The organism is Streptomyces sp. S.PB5 (assembly GCF_030403745.1).
Taxonomy (GTDB): domain Bacteria; phylum Actinomycetota; class Actinomycetes; order Streptomycetales; family Streptomycetaceae; genus Streptomyces.
The window spans coordinates 935,451-953,170 of the sequence record NZ_JAQMWP010000001.1 but is presented as its reverse complement, the minus strand read 5'-3'; the positions used below and the strand labels follow the sequence as shown (position 1 = coordinate 953,170).

Sequence of the window (17,720 nt, the reverse complement as noted above, 5' to 3'; positions counted from 1 at the left end):
CTCACTTCTCCTCGCCCCTCCTCGCCTTTTCTAGGGCACCTGCCCGATCCCGGCGCCCCCTCCTTAGCCCCACGATCACCGGACATGGCATCTCTTCTGACCGTCCTGCACGACCGCGACGCCGGGCTCTGGCTCACCGCCACCGTCGTCTCCGGCTTCGGCACGTCCGCGCTGTGGCTGGCCTCGGGCGTCTGGGTCAAGGACCTCACCGGCTCGGACGGCCTCGCCGCGCTGTGCATGCTCGCGATGTGGGCACCGACCCTGGCGGGCCCGCTGCTGGGCACCCTCGCCGACCTCCCCCGTCGCCGCAAGCCACTGCTGATCGGAGCGAGCCTGCTCCTGGCCGCCCTCCTGCCGACCCTGTTCACCGTCGGCTCTACCGCCGGCCTCTGGCTCCTCTACGCCGTCCTGTTCGTGTACGGCGCCGCGGGCATCGTCCATGACGCGGCCGAGTCCGCCCTGGTGGCGGGCGCCGTCGCCCCGTCCCTCCTCGGCGACTTCAACGGTCTGCGCATGACGGCCACGGAGGGCATGAAGCTCGTCGCACCGCTCGCGGGCGCGGGGCTGTACGCGGCGTACGGCGGTCCGGGCGTGGCCCTGCTGGACGCGGCCACCTTCGTGTGCGCGGCAGGCCTGTACGCGTGCGTGCGGGTACGCGAGGAACCGCCCGGGCGACCGACGGCCACGCGCGCGTGGCGTGCGCAGACCACCGAGGGCACGCGCTTCCTGTGGAAACACCCCCCACTGCGCCCCTTGGTGGTGGCCGGCGGCACGACCATGCTCCTCGCGGGCCTCAACGGCGCGCTGGTCTACGCCGTGGTCGAGAACCTCGGCCGCTCCCCCGCGTACGCGGGCATGCTGTACGCCGTCCAGGGCGCCGGTTCCGTCGCGGCGGGGCTGCTCGCCGGAACCGCCCTGCGCCGGCTCGGCGCGACGGGGTACGCGGTGTCCGGGATCGCCCTGCTGGCCGTCGGGGTGGCGCTGCGGGCGGTGCCGTCCGACGCGGTGGCCCTCGTGTGCAGCGCGGCGATCGGCGCGGGGCTGCCGCCGGTGCTGATCGCCGCGACGACCGCTGTGCAGCGTGAGGCTCCGGGGCCGCTGCTGGGCCGGGTCACCGCCACGGCCCAGAGCCTGATGTTCGCCCCGAACGTGATCGGGCTGGCGGTGGGGGCGGGGGTGGTCGAACTGGTCGATCACCGGCTGGTGTTGCCGCTGCTGGGCGTGGGCCTGTCGGTGACGGCGGGCGGGCTGCTCAGGTGCTCGGCCGGCAACTCGCGTGCGGAGGCGGGGAGTTGAGGGGGCGGGGTTCGGGCAAGATACCTCCAGACCCGAGCCGCGGCCGGGGCCTGTGCGACCCACCCCCCTTGGCCGCGAGCCCCTCACGATCTCCGACCGGCCTCCGAGCACCGCACCGTACCCAGGGCCACTGACGACGCGGCCGGTCCGGCGGCCGGAGAGCGCACACCCGGGCCGGTCACAGCCGGGCCAGCCCCGCCCGCACCGCCGCCAGATCCCCGTCCGAGGCCAGCCCCGCGTGATACAGCCGCAGTTCCGTCGCCCCCAGCTCACGCGCGTGTGCCGCGTCCGCCGCGAGCGTGCCCGGGCTGCCGCCCATCCCCGACACCACCCCGAAGTTGGCGGCGAGCACCGCCCCCTTCCGTCTCTGCTCGGCGAACGGCGTCAACAGCCCCGGTCCGCCCGCGCACGGCACGACGACGCCATCGGCCACGGACAGGATGTGCGCGGGGTCGACTCCCGCGTTGGCACCGACGTGATACGTCACCGGGTCGGCGTGCAGCAGGACCTGGAAACCCTCGGGGGCCGCCGCGCGCACCGCGCCGACCGCCGCCTCCTGGAGCGTACGGGCGGTCTCGTCCCGCCACGCGCGCGTGTCCGCGGCCCGGGTCTCGCCGAGCAGTTTCTCCACGCCGGCCCAGCCCTCGTCGTCCGGCTCCCCCCGCCACAGCGGCTCCAGGGCGTCGCGCACGGCGGCGGCCAGTTCGTCGGCGTCCAGGCCCTGGGCGCCGTACCCCTCCTGGCAGACCGCGCAGAAGCAGAGCGCCATCAGGTACATCCCGGCGTCGCCGAGGCCGACTCCGCCGGTCTTGTCGTGGGCGTGCAGGTGCTGGAGGCCGTACCAGCCGAGGGACTCCAGCTCGGTGCCGCGGGCGCCCGGGCGCACCGCCGCCTCCGCGGCCAGGTCGACGAGGTACGCGCGCGTGGCGGGCTGGGCGATACAGGGGGCCCAGGGGTAGCGGTCGCCGTAGGCGTTGACGACCGAGGTGTCCGGATGTTCGGTGCCCAGGCGGGAGTTGTGGGCGAGGACGACCCAGGTGTGCACCTCCAGGCCGGCCTCGGTCAGCGCGGCGGCCGCCTCGCCGAACGCGTCGCCGGGAGCCCAGTCGCCGGCCGCGTACGGGCGCAGCTCCCGGCCCTCCCAGCGGTCGTCCGCCGGGTACAGCACGGACGCGTGCTCGGCCGTGACGATGCGGTGGCGGGGGTGCCGGGGCGTCAACGCGCGCGTGGAGTGGTAGGCGGCGGCGAGCGTCACCTGCCGCACGCCGAGGGAGGCGATGCGCGGCGCGGCCTCCGGGTCCCCGTTGACGTCCCAGGGGTAGACGAACGTCGACGCCTTCACTCGGTGTCCTCCTCCAGCAGTGCGTAACCACGTTCGATGATCCGGGCGAGCCGCTTCACATGGTCCTCGGCCGGCTCGTGCAGCGGAGGCCGGACCTCCCCCACGTCCAGTCCGCGCAGCCGTACGCCCGCCTTCACCAGGGCGACGGCGTAACCGCGCCCCTGGGCGCGCAGTTCGACGAACGGCCGGTAGAAGCCGTCCAGGAGACGGTTCGCCGTCTCCTGGTCCCCTGACTCCAGTGCCCCGTGGAAGGCGAGCGCGATCTCCGGCGCGAAGCAGAACACCGCGGAGGAGTAGAGCGGGACGCCGACCGCGCGGTAGGCGAGCTGGGTCTGCTCGGCGGTCGGCAGGCCGTTGAAGTAGAGGAAGCCGCCCGGGACTTCGGTGCGCACCGCGCTCACGATCCGCTGCATCAGGTCCAGGTCGCCGAGCCCGTCCTTGAGCCCGATGATCCCTTCCGTGCGGGCCAGTCCGACCACGGTCTGGGGGGTGAACACGGCGTTGTCGCGCTGGTAGACGATCACGGGCAGCGCGGTCGCCGCCGCGATCTCCCGGTAGTGCCGCAGCAGCCCCTCCTGGCCGGCGATCACGAGATACGGCGGCAGCGCGAGCAGCCCGTCCGCCCCGGCCGCCTCCGCCAGCCGCGCGTACCGCACGGCGAGCGCGGTGCCGTACCCGGCGCCCGCCACGACCGGTACCCGTCCCGCCGTCTCCTCGACCGCGGCCCGCACACACGCCTCGAACTCCTCGGGGGTGAGCGCGTGGAACTCGCCGGTGCCGCAGCAGGCGAAGACGGCGGCGGCACCGGACTCCACCCCGTGACGCACATGCGCGCGGTAGACGTCGAGGTCGACCGGGCCGTCGGAGCCGTAGGCGGTGACGGGGAAGAACAGCGGGCCGCTGGGGATGCCGAGTCGGGTGGCGAGGTCGGCAGTCGTCACGGGCTCTCCCTAAGCAGCTGGATGTGCAGACTTCTGATCGAAGTTTATGTTTATGAACCACAGCTCCGCCACCCTTGACGCCAGAAGCCAATGATCCTTAACTTGTCCACGAATGTGAATGCCCTGCAGAGGAGACCCGCCGATGCCAGCGCCCCGCACCGTTCTGCTCACCGGCGCCGCCGGCGGACTGGGCACCCTGATGCGGGACCTGCTCCCCCGGTACGGCTACGAGCTGCGCCTGCTCGACCGGCTGCCCATCGAGGGCGAGCCGGACGCGATCGTCGCGGACCTCGCCGACAGGGAAGCCCTGCGCGAGGCCGTCCGGGGCGTCGACGCGATCATCCATCTCGCGGGCATCTCCCTGGAAGCGTCCTTCGACAAGATCCTCAAGGCGAACATCGAGGGCACCTACAACCTGTACGAGGCCGCCCGCGAGGAGGGCGTCCCGAGGATCGTCTTCGCCTCCTCCAACCACGCGGTGGGCTTCACCCCCCGCCCGCAGGGCGACACACCTCTTGATTCGAGCGCCCTGATCCCCATCGACACCCCGCGCCGCCCGGACACCTTCTACGGCCTGTCGAAGTCCTTCGGCGAGGACCTCGCCCAGCTCTACTGGGACAAGCACGGCCTGGAGACCGTGTCGGTGCGCATCGGCTCCTGCTTCGCCGAGCCCACCAGCGTCCGCATGCTCTCGGTCTGGATGAGCCCGGCCGACGGCGCCCGGCTCTTCCACGCGGCCCTGACCGCCGAGGACGTCGAGCACACCGTCGTCTACGGCTCCTCCGCCAACACCCGGCTGTGGTGGGACCTCGGCACCGCGCGGGCGCTCGGCTACGAGCCCCAGGACGACTCCGAGCCGTACGCCGAGAAGCTGATCGCCGAGCAGGGCGAACTGGACCCGGAGAACATCGCGCACGCCTATCTGGGCGGACACTTCGTGAGCGACCCGCCGATCTGGCCGCACTAGAAGCCCGGCCGGGCAGCAGCTCCGGCTGGAAGACGCCCTGCCCCGCGACCAGGATCCCCCTCGGGTCGCAGGTGCGTTTGGCCGCCTTCAGCCGCGGCCGCTCCGACCCGAAGCGCGTACGCCAGTCCGCGCGCCCGAAGGGGATGCCGCCGACCGGGTATCGCCGCGGGGGACGACGCCGGGGCCGAGGTCGGCCGGGGTGGGCATGTCCAGCGCCCCGCCCGCGACGGTGGCCACGGTCGGCGAGTTGATCGCAGACGGGCAGGGAACGGGCCGTTCGGGGCGCTGGTTCGGGCATCCGTGCTGCCCGATCTCACGCGGTTCCGGACAGCCCCGCAGGTCCGAGGCGGGCACTCCGCTCGGCAACCGGGCCCATACGGGCAGCATCGGGTCTGCAACAAGCCTGGTCAGCGCCGCGCACCGGTTGTAGAACTTCCTGCATGGGCCGCACCCCGGCCCGAACGGGCACCACCGCAGGGAAGCAGGTGACGGCGATGACGGCGAACCCCGCGAGGGCCGACAGGCCCACTGGGCCCGCCAGGACCGCGGAAGAGCGTCAACGCGAGATCGTGCGGGCCGCACGCACCACCGGTTCGGTCGACGTCACCGCGCTCGCCGCCGAACTGGGCGTAGCCAAGGAGACCGTACGGCGGGATCTGCGCGCCCTGGAGGACCACGGTCTGGTCCGCCGCACCCATGGCGGGGCCTATCCGGTGGAGAGCGCCGGCTTCGAGACGACGCTCGCCTTCCGGGCCACCAGCCATGTCCCCGAGAAGCGCCGGATCGCGGCCGCCGCGGCCGAGCTGCTCGGGGACGCCGAGACGGTCTTCGTCGACGAGGGCTTCACCCCGCAGCTCATCGCCGAGGCACTCCCCCGGGGCCGTCCCCTGACGGTGGTCACCGCGTCCCTCCCGGTCGCGGGCGCGCTCGCCGAGGCGGAGGGTGTCTCGGTCCTGCTGCTCGGCGGCCGGGTGCGCTCCGGCACCCTCGCCACCGTCGACCACTGGACGACGAAGATGCTGGCCGGCTTCGTCATCGACCTCGCCTACATCGGTGCCAACGGCATCTCCCGCGAACACGGTCTCACCACCCCCGACCCGGCGGTCAGCGAGGTCAAGGCGCAGGCGATCCGGGCCGCGCGCCGCACGGTGTTCGCGGGCGTCCACACCAAGTTCGGGGCGGTCAGCTTCTGCCGGTTCGCGGAGATCGGCGTACTGGAGACGATCGTCACGAGCACGCTGCTGCCGTCGGCGGAGGCACACCGGTACTCACTGCTGGGGCCACAGGTCATCCGCGTCTGATCACCCGCGTCCGAAGAACGAACTCCTCCCCCTGGGGCACACCCATGCCTGGATGTGCCCCCTGTCTCCCCATACGTCCAGGAGCGATCCATGCGCATCCCGAGCCGACGGAGGCCACGAGTCACACTCGCCATGGCCACCGCTGGGACGCTGCTCGCCCCGCTTCTCTCCGGCTGCTGGGCCGGGGCGGGCGGGTCAGGTTCCGGCGGCAACGCCATCAACGTCCTCATGGTCAACAACCCCCAGATGACCGAGTTGCAGAAACTCGCCCCCCGCTTCACCGAAGAGACCGGCATCAAGGTCAACTTCACCGTCCTGCCCGAGAACGACGTCCGCGACAAGATCAGCCAGGACTTCGCCAACCAGGCGGGCCAGTACGACGTGGCGACCCTGTCGAACTACGAGATCCCGATCTACGCCCGCAACGGCTGGCTGCACGAGATGGACTCCTACGTCGCCAAGGACCCGGCGTACGACGAACAGGACATCCTGAAGCCGATGCGCCAGTCCCTGACCGGCGACGACGGCAAGCTCTACGGCCAGCCCTTCTACGGCGAGTCGTCCTTCCTGATGTACCGCAAGGACGTGTTCGAGGCGAAGGGCCTCACCATGCCCGCGCATCCCACCTGGACCCAGGTCGCCGACCTGGCCGCGAAGGCGGACGGCGCCGAACCCGGCATGAAGGGCATCTGTCTGCGTGGACTGCCGGGCTGGGGCGAGGTCATGGCGCCGCTCACGACCGTCGTGAACACCTTCGGCGGCACGTGGTTCGACAAGAGCTGGAAGGCGAGGCTCGACTCCCCCGAGTGGGAGAAGGCGACGAAGTTCTATGTCGACCTGGTCCGCGAGCACGGTGAGTCCGGAGCACCCCAGTCCGGCTTCGCCGAGTGCCTGAACAACATGACCCAGGGCAAGGTCGCCATGTGGTACGACGCCACGAGCGCGGCGGGTTCCCTGGAGGCCGCCGGCTCCCCCGTCAAGGGCAAGGTCGGCTACGCCCCCGCCCCCGTCGAGGAGACCAGGTCCTCCGGCTGGCTCTACACCTGGGCCTGGGGCATCCAGGACGCCTCCCGCAACCCCGACAAGGCCTGGAAGTTCGTCTCCTGGGCCTCCAGCAAGCAGTACGAGCAGCTGGTCGGCGACGAGATCGGCTGGTCCAACGTCCCGGCCGGCAAGCGCGCGTCGACGTACACGAATCCGGCGTACGTCAAAGAGGCCGCCGCCTTCCAGGAGATGACCAAGGAGGCCATCGAGGGCGCGCAGCCGAACGATCCGGGGGTGCAGCCGCGCCCCGCGCCCGGCATCCAGTTCGTGGGCATCCCCGAGTTCACCGATCTCGGCACCAAGGTCTCCCAGGAGATCAGCGCGGCCATCGCCGGACGCCAGTCCGTCGAGTCGGCGCTGAGCAAGTCCCAGCGGCTCGCCGAGAAGATCGCCGAGGAGTACGAGGGACGATGACAGCGACAACGACGGCCCCCGTGGCCGCGACTCCGGTACGCACCGCCCGCCCACCGTCGGCCCGCCTGCGCAACTGGGCCACCCGCGCCCCGCTCCTGCCCGCCCTGGTCTTCATGATCGTGGTCACCCAGCTCCCGTTCGTGGCCACGCTGGTGATCTCGTTCTTCGACTGGAACTCCCTCTACCCCGACGCCCGCCGCTTCACGGGCATCGACAACTACCGCCAGGTCCTCACGGACGCGGACCTGCGCCACTCGGTGTGGACGACGGTCCTGCTGACGGCGGCGGTGGTCCTGGTGAGCCTGGTGCTCGGCCTGGTCCTGGCGCTGTTGCTGGACCGCCGGTTCAAGGGCCGGGGAGTGGTGCGCACCCTGTTGATCGCGCCCTTCCTCGTGGTCCCGGTGGCGGCGGCCCTGCTCTGGAAGCATGTGCTCTACAACCCTGAATACGGCTTGCTCAATGGGTTGTTGCACTATGTGGGCGGCCCACAGCCCGACTGGATCTCCAACACCCCGCTGCTCGCGGTGGAGGCCTCTCTGGTCTGGCAGTGGACCCCGTTCATGATGCTGATCCTGCTGGCGGGTCTGCAGAGCCGCGACCCCCAGCAGATCGAGGCGGCACGGGTGGACGGCGCGAGCGACTGGCAGATCTTCCGCCATCTGACGCTCCCGCATCTGCGCCGCTACCTGGAACTCGGCGCCCTGCTGGGCTCGATCTACATCGTCCAGAACTTCGACGCGGTCTTCACCATCACCTCGGGCGGCCTGGGCACGGCGAATCTGCCCTACACCGTCTACCAGAGCTTCTACCAGGCCCACGAGAACGGCCTCGCCTCGGCCGCCGGCGTCCTGGTGGTCATCGGCTCGATCATCATCGCGACCTTCGCGCTGCGCGTGGTGTCGTCCCTGTTCCGAGAGGAGGCGAGCAGGGCATGAGTGCTCCGCACGCGGTGAGTGCTGCGGCCGTCCGCCGCAAGGGTGCCGGCCTGGGTCTGCTGGCCTGGCTGCTGGGGGTGGCGTTCTTCCTCCCCATCGCCTGGATGGCCCTGACGTCCTTCCACTCGGAGGCGGACGCGGCGACCAACCCGCCCTCCTTCGGGGCCGCCCTCACCCTGGACGGCTACCGCGAGTTCTTCGGCACGGGCGGCGGGGCGAGCCCCTGGCCGTCGCTGATCAACTCGACGGTGGCGTCGGTCGCGTCGACGCTGTTCGTCCTGCTGCTGGCCCTGCCGGCGGCGTACGCCCTGTCGGTCAACCGGGTGCGCAAGTGGACGGACGTGCTGTTCTTCTTCCTGTCGACGAAGATGCTCCCGGTGGTGGCGGGTCTGCTGCCGATCTATCTGTTCGCGAAGAACACGGACCTGCTCGACAACATCTGGCTGCTGGTCATCCTCTACACGTCGATGAACCTGCCGATCGCGGTCTGGATGATGCAGTCGTTCCTGGCCGAGGTGCCGGTGGCGATCATCGAGGCGGCACGGGTGGACGGCGCCCGCCTCCCGACGGTCCTGGCCCGCGTGGTCGCCCCGATCGCCCTCCCCGGCATCGCCGCGACCGCCCTGATCTGCTTCATCTTCAGCTGGAACGAGCTGCTGTTCGCCCGCGTACTGACCGGGGTCGTGGCCGAGACCGCCCCCGTCTTCCTGACCGGCTTCATCACCAGCCAGGGCCTGTTCCTGGCCAAGGTGTGCGCCGCGTCGCTCGTCATCTCCCTGCCGGTGCTCGCCGCGGGGTTTGCCGCCCAGGACAAGCTGGTCCAGGGCCTGTCGTTGGGAGCCGTGAAATGAAGGCCGCCGTCATCGAGTCCGTGGGCCGTGCCGTCGTGGCCGAGGTCCCGGACCCGACGCCAGGGCCGCGCGAGGTCGTCGTGGAGGTCGCCGCGTGCGGGCTGTGCGGAACCGATCTGCACATCCTCCAGGGCGAGTTCGCCCCCAAGCTGCCGATCGTGCCCGGGCACGAGTTCGCGGGTGAGGTGGTCGGCGTCGGCGCCCAGGTGACGGAGCTGTCGGTGGGCGACCGGGTGGCCGTCGACCCGTCGCTGTACTGCTACGAGTGCCGCTACTGCCGTACCGGCCACAACAACCTCTGCGAACGCTGGGCCGCGATCGGCGTGACCACGGCGGGAGGCGCGGCGCAGTACGCGGTGGCGCCGGTCGCGAACTGCGTACGGCTCCCCGAGCACGTCCGCACCCAGGACGCGGCGCTGGTGGAACCGTTGTCGTGCGCGGTGCGCGGGTACGACGTCCTGCGGTCCCGTCTCGGCGCCCACGTCCTGATCTACGGCTCCGGCACGATGGGCCTGATGATGCTGGAGCTGGCGAAGCGGACCGGGGCGGCGACGGTGGACGTGGTGGATGTGAATCCGGCGCGTCTGGAGACGGCCCGCCGGCTGGGGGTCTCCGCCTCGGCGGCGAACGCGGACGAGCTGGAGCGGCCGCGGGGCTGGGACGTCGTCGTCGATGCGACGGGCAACGCGGCGGCGATCCAGGACGGGTTGGAGCGGGTGGCGAAGGCGGGCACGTTCCTCCAGTTCGGGGTGGCCGACTACGCGACGCGGGTGACGATCGATCCGTACCGCATCTACAACCAGGAGATCACCATCACCGGGTCGATGGCCGTGCTCCACAGCTTCGAGCGGGCGGCCGAACTCTTCGCGAACGGGGTGCTGGACCCGGAGGTGTTCATCAGCGACCGGATTCCGTTGGAGCGGTATCCGGAGGCCTTGGACCAGTTCGCGGCGGGGGTGGGCCGCAAGATCGTCGTCGTGCCGTAGGTCCCGGACGGACCGGCCCGGCGCTTCTCAACCGGCGTGCAGCACCCGGAAACGGTCCGGTTCCGCCGGGTCCCGGTCGACGACCTGGACCGGGGCCGAGGCCCACTGCCACACGTTGATGCCCGGGACGCGGGAGAACCTGATCCGGCCGCGGGTGCCGTCGACCGCGACCCGCGGCCAGGACTCGGCCACCCGCGCCCGGTCCGTGCCGTGCGAGCAAAACAGGTCGGCGAGGACGGTGATCGTGTCGTGGCCCTCGAAGGCGACGAAGGAGGGTGCTTCGCCCAGCTGTTCGCGGAGGGCGGCCTCGACTCGGGCGCCGAGTGGGGTGAACCGTTCGGGCAGGTAGCGCAGGAACGGGACCCCGCAGCCGTCGTCTCCCAGCAGTTCCGCCCATTCGGCGAGTTCGGGCTGCCCGGCCGGTGCGCCGATCAGGACCTCGGCGAGGCGTGGGTCCCGGCGCACGGACCGGACGACCGGCACGGCCGGGTCCGGGAGACCGACCAGGAGAAGGAGGGCTGTCGCCCGCTGGTCGACGAGCGCGTCGCACACCTTCTCGGGGGTGAGCGCGGTCATGTCCAGTTCGACGAGGGTGCCGCCGCGAGCAGCGACGTACTCCCGCAGGATGGCGGTCCCGGCAGCCCAGTAGACGCTCGGCTGGACCGCCACGGCGATACGGCTGTGGCCCGCGCCGAGCAGGAAGTCCGCGTAGCTCCGCCAGCCGCGGGACTGCGGCGGGGACAGGCGCGCGACCCGGTCCGTCGGTTGCCCGGTGAGCCCGTCGAGCACCGCCGACGAGCACAGGTACGGCAGGCCCAGGGCATCGGCCCGGCCGGCGGCGGCACGGGCGACGACGCTGTGGTACTCGCCCGCCAGCGCGGCCACGCCCAGACCGGCCAGCTCGTCCACGGCCGCCGCGGCCCGCTGCGGATCGGCCGCGGTGTCCCGGACCACGAGCTCCAGCGGCCGGCCACCGATCCCACCGCCGTCATTGACCTCGCGCACCCCCAGCTCCAGACCGGCGAGCAGGTGCCGGCCCGCCCCGACCCAGCCGGGCGGGGTCAGCGGAACGAGGGCGCCGATCCGGACGGGCGAGGGCGAGGGCGAGGGCGAGCGGGACAGTGACGCGGACGGGGACGTATTCATGCGCGCCATTGCATCGAGCACGATCATCACAGGCAACCGAATACCTGTTCGCCGAACAGTCCGAGCCCGGGACAAGCACGAGCCCTCGCCCGGGAGAAGCCCGGGACCCGCCCGGAACGAGCCTGTGGCCCCGCCCCTGGAAAACCACTGGGACCCGCCCGCACCGGCCCCCTACCATCCCCGACATGCCGAGCCCCCATGGATTCCGCTACGAGACGCACTCGAGCGGCACCGTCCACATCACCCACCACGACCGCCCCGCGACCACCCTCAACGGACCCCGAGCCGAGCAGTTCCTCGCCGAGGTCGAATCCGCCCCCGACCCCCAGCTGGTCATGGCCCGCTGGACCGGGAACTACAAGCGCGGCAACGAACGCACCGCCCGCAACCACCCCCGGAACCGCCGCTGACCGGATCGGCCGCGGGTAAGGGAACGGTAAAGCGGTCTGGCTCGTTCACCGGGCATGACAGCTATGACCCCCGGCTCGAACATCCCTCTCTCCGCCGCGCGCGTGACGGTGGACGTCGCCGCTCCGGTGCGGCTCGACGTATCGAGCCTGCTGCTCACCGCCGACGGCAAGGTGCGCTCGGACGACGACTTCATCTTCTACAACCAGCCCAGCGGCCCGGGCGTGACGTACCGCTCGGGCGGCGGCGCCGCTCCGGACGCGATCATCGTCGACACCGCCGCGGTCCCGCCCGGCATCGAGAAGATCGTCGTCACCGCCAGCCCGGACGCCGCGGGCCAGACCTTCCAGGGCATCGAACCCACGGCCACGATCCGCAACGCGGACGACAACTCCGTCCTGGCCACCTTCACACCCCCGCAGCTAGGCACCGAGACGGCGCTGGTGATCGTGGAGGTCTACCTCCGCAACGGCGCGTGGAAGGCACGCGCGGTGGGCCAGGGGTACGCCAACGGCCTCGCCGGCATCGCCACGGACTTCGGCGTCACGGTGGAGGAGCCGGCCCCGACTCCCGTGGCCCCGCCCCAGCCTGCCGCCCCGGTCGCCCCGCCCCAGCCCACGATCCAGACCCCGGTCACCCCGCCCGCCCCGCCGATGGCCACTCCCCCGCCGCCGCCCGCGCACGCGCCCGGCGCCGGGAAGATCAACCTCGACAAGGGCCGGGTCAGCCTCCAGAAGAACCAGACCGTCTCCCTGGTCAAGGGCGGCCGCCCGCTGCTCTCCTCGGTGAAGATGGGCCTGGGCTGGGAGCCCGCCTACCGCGGCAAGGACATCGACCTCGACGCCTCGGTCATCGCCTTCGGCCCGCAGCGCAACCACGTCGACAGCTGCTACTTCGGCAAGCTCCAGATCGTGGGCGGCGCCATCCGGCACTCCGGTGACAACCTCACCGGCGAGGGCGGCGGCGACGACGAGGTGATCACCGTGGACCTCGGGCGACTGCCCCAGGAGGTCACCGGCCTGGTCTTCACCGTCAACTCCTTCTCCGGCCAGAAGTTCACCGAGGTCGCCAAGGCCTACTGCCGCCTCCTGGACGGCACCACCGGCGAGGAACTCGTCCGCTTCGACCTCACCAGCGCCGAGCCCCAGACGGGCGTGATGATGGCGAAACTGATCAAGCAGTTCTCCGGCGAGTGGGAGATGACGGCGATGGGCGACTTCGTGAAGTCCCGCACCGTGCGCGGCATGGTGAAGCCGGCCGCCCAGGCGCTGTAGGGAGCTGCGCGAGGCGGCCGAAAGCGCCCCCGGCCCCCGGAACACGCCGTAGTCTTCCGACGAAGGTGTGAACGGGGGGCGGGCCATGGCCTTGTGTTTCATCAGTTACCCGTGGGCCGAACAGGCCTGGGCCGAGTGGATCGGGTGGCAGCTCCAGGACGCCGGGCACGAGCCGTGGCTGGACGTCTGGGAGCTGCGCCCCGGGGACGACTGGCGAGCAGCGACGCAGGACGCGCTGCGCAGGGCCGATCTGGTGCTGGCGCTGGTTCCGACGGCGCAGGTCGACCGCGGCCACGCCGCGGTGGAGTCGGCGCTCGGCGACCCCACGGGGCCGGAGCCGATCCCGGTGCTGCTGGGTGACGGCCCGATCCCGTCGGACCTCCGTGACCGGCAGGTCGTACGGCTGGGCGGCGACGGTCTCGACGAATCCGCCGCGCGGGAGATCCTGCTGCAGGCTGTCGCCCCCGGGCGTCCGGCGACCGGGGGCAGGCTGCGGCGCTTCGGCGCGACCAGCCCCCGTATGCCCGGGACCCGCCCCCGGGTGTGGCGGGTGCCGCCGCGCGCGGACCGGTTCGTGGGCCGCGTCGAACTGCTGAAGGACCTCAGAGCGGCGCTGACCGCCCGCTCCCGGGCCGTCCTGGTCGGAGAACCGGGCGCGGGCAAGACCCAGCTGGCCGTCGAGTACGCGCAGCGCTTCGCGGGCGAGTACGAACTCGTCTGGTGGTTCGCGCCGGGCAGCGGCCACGCCGCCACCGTGCAGGTCTCCGACCTCGCGACTCATCTCGGCGCCCCCGCCGACCAGCCGACCAGCCGTTCGGTGACGGCCCTTGCCGCCGAACTGCGGGTCCGCAACCGCTGGTTGCTGGTCTTCGACGACGTACTGGACGAGGCGGACGCCGAGCTGCCGGAGCGACTGCTGCGGGAAGCGGGCACCGGCCAGGTCCTGCTCATCTCCTCGAACCGGGACTGGACGGGCTTCGGGGACCGGATAGAGGTGGGGCCGCTCAGCTCCGAGGAGTCAGTGGCCCTGCTCCGCGGTCTCGCGCCCACAGTGACCGCGCGGGGTGCCCGCGCGGTGGCGGCCGGGGGCAACATCCTTCCGCTGGCCGTGGGGATGGCGGCCGGTGCCATCAACAGCGGTGTCTCCGCCGACCACTACAGCGCGTCGCTGTCCGCGCCGGGGCGCTCCACAAGCCCGCCGCACAGCCTCGCGCAGACCGTACGGGTCGGCCTCGCCGAGCTCTCGGAACGGAACCCGAGCGCGGTCGCCCTCCTGAAGGCCTGTGCCCTGCTCGCACCGGAACCCTTCCGGCTCCGGGACTGCACCCACGTACCGCAGTGGGCCCCGGAACCCCTGGCCACACTGCTGCGGCGGGACGGAAGGACGCAGACCCCGGCACTGGGCGCTCTGGACCGCTTCGACCTCGCCCGGACATCCGACGGCACCGTGCGCGTCCACGCGGCTGTCCAGTCGCTCCTGCGTGACCAGATGTCCCCGGCCGAACGTGCGGACGCGGCCCTCGGCGCCCAGGCCATGCTGGTCTCGGCCGTGCCGTCCCTGCGTACGACGTCCAAGCCCCCGTGGTTCCTGCTGCCCCACCTGCTCGCCATCGCGCCCCGGGACCTCACCCGGGCCGAGGGGCTCAAGGCCGCCTGCGAAGGGTGCCTACGGCTGCTGCAGGAGGGCGACGCGGCCGCCGCGGCGACCCGGCTGACGGCGCTCCGCGAAGCCTCGATCGCGCTGCTCGGCGCGGACGATCCGAGCACCCTCGAGATCACGTCGTATCTGATCGACGCGCTGCAGAAGAACGAACAGGCCGATGTCGCACGGCCGTTGGCGGAGGACCGCCTCAACTGGCTGCGGACCCACGCCGGTTCCGGCAAGCCGGTCACCCTGCGTGCCGCCGCCCAACTCACCGCGCTGCTCATCGAGTCGGAGGACTGGGCGGCGGCCCTGGAGCTCGGCACCGGCACCCGCAAACTGATGCGGGCCGAGCTCGGCCCCGACCACCCCACGCATCTGGAGCTGGCGTCCGCCCTGCTCACACCGCTGCGCGCCCTGGGCCTGGACGAGGAAGGCGTGCGTCTGGGAGAGGAGACGCTCGCCCGGCAACGGCGGACGCTCGGCCCGGAGCACCGGGACACCCTGCGCACCGCCGCGCGTCTGGTCGCTCTGCTGGTGGACGCCGGGGAGCTGGAGGAGGCCGGCCGGCTGGCCGAGGAGACCTTCTTCCAGTCACGGAAGGAGTTGGGCCCGGCCTCCGCTGCCAGGTTCCGCATTGCCGTTCTCTCGTGCGTTCCCCTGCTCCTCATCGGCCGCAAGAAGCCGGCCGAGAGTCTTCTGGAGGCGACCGTTGTCCGGCAACGACAGGATCTCGGCCTGGACCATATCGACACCCTGCGCACCGCCGCTCTGCTGAGCGCCCTGCATCTGAGCGCGGCGGAGGGCCCCGTGGAGAACCACCGGCCGGCCATCGAGGCGGTGACCGCGTACGCGCGCAAAGCCGACGTGCCGACCGGCGTCCGGCAGCGTCTCCTCGACGACTCTCCTCCCCTGGAGTTCACCACCGCTCATCTCTTCGACGAGGTGCTCCGGACGGCGGCCGACATCCTGGAGCCGGACTCCGACACACGCCCGCCCCGCCCGACCGCCCCCACGGACCAGGACAACGTGCTGATCAGCCACGTCGAGGCGGATCGTAGGTGGGCCGACTGGATCGCCTCCGAACTGGAGCGCATGGGCTACGAGGTAAGGGCCGAGGCCGAGGACACCTCTCTGGGACGCCCGCTGTTCCCGCAGTCCGACAACGTCGTGGTCCTGCTCTCCCCCGGCTACCTGGAGGCGGTGGCCCCGACCGACGATGAATGGGCCGCTCTGGTCAGCGACCCGCGCCGTTTCATCCCGTTCTTCGTACAGGCCGTGGACCCCCTGCAACTGCCGCGCCCGCTGCGGGATGCCGCCGTCCCCACCTTGTACGACCTCGATCCGGACGCGGCTCGTGACGTGCTGCGGACTGCCATGGAGGGACCGTCCCTCCCGAGCAGGCCCCCGGCGTTCCCCGGAGCGCCCGACCCCGCCGAAAGCGACGACGCGCTGCTGACCCATCGTCTCGTCAACGCCTTGAACCGTTCCGCCTCCCTGCAGCGCCGGGACAACCGCATCGCGGTCTGGGGGCTCCTCGACGTCCCCCACCGCGATGCGGTGTCCCCGCGCACGGCCATGTTCGAGCTCGTCCGCACCCTCCGGTCCCGGCCGGGCGGACTCACCGACCTCGTGGACGCACTGGAGATGGTGGAGCGGAGCAGTCTCGCCACCACCGAGGTGCGCAATGTGGTCGCCGAGGTCCAGCGCGCCCGGGAACAGCGGTGAACGCCCAACCCCCGCCGTTCCAGGCCGTCGTGGGACCGCCCGGCCCGCTCCCGCACCGCTTCTTCACCGGCTATTCGGACAGCGACGCGAACTTCGACCGGATCAGACGGTTTCACGAGGATGTGGAGAACGAGGTCCGGCTGATTCTCGGCGAGGGAGTCCCCGGCAAGGGATTCGTGGACTTCCGGGACATCGGGGTCGGCGAGCGCTGGGAGGATCGCATTGTCAGGAACGGCGTCTGCACGGCGCGCGCGATGGTGGCCCTGTACTCGCCGAGCTACTTCCAGAGCCACTGGTGCGCCCATGAATGGACGGCGTTCACCGCGCGGCTCAGGCAGTACCAGCAGATCACCGACGGCGGCGAGATCCCGTGCCTGATCGGCGTGAGCTGGCAGAAGACCAGAACCGACTGGCCGGACGAGATCACCGAGTACCAGTATGTGCGCCGCGACCCGGGATCGGTGTACGAGCGACGGGGACTGATCAATCTCGTGCCCCGCACGAAGGAGGATCTGGGCACGAAGGAGTACCGGGAGATCGTCCAGGAAGTCGCCGACGTCATCGTCGAGGCCCACTACAACCCCCTGCCGCCCCTCCGAAGGGCGGACACCGCCCAGCTGGGATCGGCGTTCGGCCCCGAGTCCTCGCTGCCGATCGACATCGTCCTCGCCTACTCCCCAAGGAACCTCGGCTGGGGCGAGTGGACGCACGACCTGCTGGCCGTGACCGAGAGACGCGACGTCGCCGTCCTCCCGCCGGAGTGCCTCAGCCGCGCACCCGCCAGAATCCTCAGGAACTCGCTGGCCCGTGCGCACCGCGTGGTCCTTCTGGTCTCCCGGCACAGCCTCACCGAACCGGGCCCGAACAGGGACGTGCTGGAAGAGCTGTACGACGATCCGGAGCTCGTCGACGACCTGCCCCGGCTGATCCCTCTGTTCATCGAGGACATCGCCGAGGAGATCGTCCCCTCCAAGCTGCTCCCCAAGGACGACAGAGCTCTGTACGGCATCTTCGACCAGGATGCCCTGCGGGAAATCATCCTGGCCGCCGTCCACGCCCCGGTGCCGACACCGGCCACGGCCCCGAAGCCCGATCCGGGATTCCCGTCCGGGGCCACCGAATCGTTCGACAGCGACCTCGCCGACAAGCTCTCCCTGGTGTCCTCGCTGCAGGACCCCGGTCTGCGGCCCCTCTGGTTCCAGGCCACCGGACTCGACCCCGCCCAGGAACCCGGCCCCAGGCTCAGCCCCCGTACCTGGGCGCTCAAGGTCATCCTGGCCGCCAAGAAGACGGACAGCGGCTACGAACGTCTCGCGGTCGCCCTGGAGAAACTCGACAAGGGCGCCCCGGAGGCCTCCGAGGTGCTCGCGCTCATCCGCACACGCACCCCGGCCGCCACGGCCGCGTCCCTTCCCTCGGCGGAGCCGTAGCGGGACGCGTGAGCG

At 71.5% G+C, this 17,720-nt stretch carries 14 protein-coding genes; 11 read left to right on the top strand and 3 right to left on the bottom strand.

What is annotated here, in order from left to right; all coding sequences use genetic code 11:
• Window positions 1-84 precede the first annotated feature (84 nt).
• Window positions 85-1,296 carry an MFS transporter gene (locus PH203_RS04300; RefSeq protein WP_289916270.1) on the top strand — a complete coding sequence of 404 codons (1,212 nt, stop codon included), beginning with the start codon at window positions 85-87 and terminating at the stop codon, window positions 1,294-1,296.
• Between the two features lie 178 nt (window positions 1,297-1,474).
• Here the strand turns inward: PH203_RS04300 and PH203_RS04295 are convergent, their stop codons facing one another.
• Window positions 1,475-2,638, bottom strand: a complete 1,164-nt coding sequence (locus PH203_RS04295) for a hypothetical protein (protein WP_289916269.1) — start codon at window positions 2,636-2,638, stop codon at window positions 1,475-1,477.
• Window positions 2,635-3,579: a 5-dehydro-4-deoxyglucarate dehydratase gene (locus PH203_RS04290; RefSeq protein ID WP_289916266.1), complete on the bottom strand. Its 945-nt coding sequence runs from the start codon at window positions 3,577-3,579 to the stop codon at window positions 2,635-2,637. The genes PH203_RS04295 and PH203_RS04290 overlap by 4 nt, the downstream gene beginning before the upstream one ends.
• A gap of 142 nt (window positions 3,580-3,721) precedes the next feature.
• On the opposite strand from PH203_RS04290, the gene PH203_RS04285 reads away from it, so the two are divergent.
• From PH203_RS04285 to PH203_RS04260, 6 genes are all read left to right on the top strand, one after another.
• Window positions 3,722-4,546 carry an NAD(P)-dependent oxidoreductase gene (locus tag PH203_RS04285; protein WP_289916265.1) on the top strand — a complete coding sequence of 275 codons (825 nt, stop codon included), beginning with the start codon at window positions 3,722-3,724 and terminating at the stop codon, window positions 4,544-4,546.
• A gap of 494 nt (window positions 4,547-5,040) precedes the next feature.
• Window positions 5,041-5,847, top strand: a complete 807-nt coding sequence (locus tag PH203_RS04280; RefSeq protein WP_289916644.1) for a DeoR/GlpR family DNA-binding transcription regulator — start codon at window positions 5,041-5,043, stop codon at window positions 5,845-5,847.
• Between the two features lie 90 nt (window positions 5,848-5,937).
• On the top strand, window positions 5,938-7,305 hold the full coding sequence (locus PH203_RS04275; protein ID WP_289916263.1) for a sugar ABC transporter substrate-binding protein: 1,368 nt from the start codon (window positions 5,938-5,940) through the stop codon (window positions 7,303-7,305).
• On the top strand, window positions 7,302-8,240 hold the full coding sequence (locus tag PH203_RS04270; RefSeq protein ID WP_289916261.1) for a sugar ABC transporter permease: 939 nt from the start codon (window positions 7,302-7,304) through the stop codon (window positions 8,238-8,240). Before PH203_RS04275 ends, PH203_RS04270 begins: the two co-directional genes overlap by 4 nt.
• Window positions 8,237-9,091, top strand: a complete 855-nt coding sequence (locus tag PH203_RS04265; protein ID WP_289916258.1) for a carbohydrate ABC transporter permease — start codon at window positions 8,237-8,239, stop codon at window positions 9,089-9,091. Before PH203_RS04270 ends, PH203_RS04265 begins: the two co-directional genes overlap by 4 nt.
• Window positions 9,088-10,077 (top strand): zinc-dependent alcohol dehydrogenase family protein, encoded by a 990-nt coding sequence (locus tag PH203_RS04260; RefSeq protein ID WP_289916257.1) that lies wholly within the window; start codon window positions 9,088-9,090, stop codon window positions 10,075-10,077. The genes PH203_RS04265 and PH203_RS04260 overlap by 4 nt, the downstream gene beginning before the upstream one ends.
• A gap of 27 nt (window positions 10,078-10,104) precedes the next feature.
• Here the strand turns inward: PH203_RS04260 and PH203_RS04255 are convergent, their stop codons facing one another.
• Window positions 10,105-11,223 carry an ABC transporter substrate-binding protein gene (locus PH203_RS04255; protein ID WP_289916256.1) on the bottom strand — a complete coding sequence of 373 codons (1,119 nt, stop codon included), beginning with the start codon at window positions 11,221-11,223 and terminating at the stop codon, window positions 10,105-10,107.
• 185 nt (window positions 11,224-11,408) lie between these two features.
• Here PH203_RS04255 and PH203_RS04250 point away from each other — a divergent pair, with 185 nt between their 5' ends.
• The 4 genes from PH203_RS04250 (at window position 11,409) to PH203_RS04235 (ending at window position 17,705) form a co-directional block, all read left to right on the top strand.
• Window positions 11,409-11,633: a hypothetical protein gene (locus PH203_RS04250; RefSeq protein WP_289916255.1), complete on the top strand. Its 225-nt coding sequence runs from the start codon at window positions 11,409-11,411 to the stop codon at window positions 11,631-11,633.
• A 63-nt stretch (window positions 11,634-11,696) separates the two neighbouring features.
• Window positions 11,697-12,905, top strand: coding sequence for a TerD family protein (locus tag PH203_RS04245; RefSeq protein ID WP_289916642.1), 1,209 nt, complete (start codon window positions 11,697-11,699; stop codon window positions 12,903-12,905).
• A gap of 85 nt (window positions 12,906-12,990) precedes the next feature.
• Window positions 12,991-16,275 (top strand): FxSxx-COOH system tetratricopeptide repeat protein, encoded by a 3,285-nt coding sequence (gene fxsT, locus PH203_RS04240; protein ID WP_289916254.1) that lies wholly within the window; start codon window positions 12,991-12,993, stop codon window positions 16,273-16,275.
• Window positions 16,272-17,705, top strand: a complete 1,434-nt coding sequence (locus PH203_RS04235) for a toll/interleukin-1 receptor domain-containing protein (protein WP_289916253.1) — start codon at window positions 16,272-16,274, stop codon at window positions 17,703-17,705. The genes fxsT and PH203_RS04235 overlap by 4 nt, the downstream gene beginning before the upstream one ends.
• The last annotated feature ends 15 nt before the right edge of the window (window positions 17,706-17,720 follow it).